Source organism: Pseudomonas veronii (assembly GCF_001439695.1).
In the GTDB taxonomy this organism is placed as follows: Bacteria; Pseudomonadota; Gammaproteobacteria; order Pseudomonadales; family Pseudomonadaceae; genus Aquipseudomonas; species Aquipseudomonas veronii.
Genome location: NZ_JYLL01000090.1, coordinates 1 through 892 on the forward strand (window position 1 = coordinate 1; position 892 = coordinate 892).

1 pseudogene is annotated in these 892 nt (G+C 59.2%); it reads left to right on the top strand.

Annotation, left to right across the window (positions count from 1 at the left end):
• Positions 1 to 70: 70 nt before the first annotated feature.
• Positions 71 to 892 (top strand): annotated as a pseudogene (locus TU80_RS33650) (IS3 family transposase); the annotation flags it as partial.

Below are 892 nucleotides of genomic sequence, written 5' to 3' on the forward strand. Positions count from 1 at the left end.
TGAACGAGCCCCATGAAAGACAGGACACCGTTTCCCCCTTACGATAAGGGATAGGCAAACGGTTATGTTTATGACTAACAGCAACGATAAGAGTGGTGAGCTTTTGGGTCAGGAGCGGCGACGCCGCTGGAGCCCGGAGCAAAAACTGGCCATGGTTCGCGAGAGCCTTGAGCCAGGGCAAAGTGTGTCGGTCGTCGCTCGGCGCAACGGCATCAATGCCAACCAGTTATTCCTGTGGCGCAAGCTGTATCAGGACGGCAGCCTGTCGGCGGTCAGTGCTGGCGAAGCCGTGGTGCCGGCCTCCGAGCTGAGCGATGCGCTCAAGCAGATCCGTGAACTGCAACGGATGCTGGGCAAGAAAACGATGGAAGCCGAAATCCTCAAAGAGGCCGTGGAGATCGCCCGGTCGCGAAAATGGATTGCGCACTCACCCTTGTTGCCGGGGGACGACCAGTGAAGCTGGTCAGCGAATGTCTCGGTGTGGCGCGCTCGCAATTAACGGTTCGAATCAAGCAATCGGTATCGCCCAAGACACGGCGAAGCAGGCCTGTGAACGACGCTGAGTTGGTGGCCGAAATCCAGCAACAGGTCAGTGAACTGCCCAGCTATGGCTACCGTCGAGTCTGGGGATTGCTGCGTCGCGCCCGTGAAACCCAGTTGCTACCCGCGATCAACGTGAAGCGGGTTTACCGGGTGATGCGTGATCACAACCTGCTGCTTGAACGCCGGATCAAACAGCCCGGCGTGCCGCGTCGGCACGAAGGCCGTATTGCCGTGAAAACCAGCGATACGCGTTGGTGCTCGGACGGCTTTGAGTTCCGCTGCGAGGACGGCGCCAAACTGAGCGTGACCTTCGCCTCGATTGCTGTGATCGCGAAGCAATCGGCTGGGT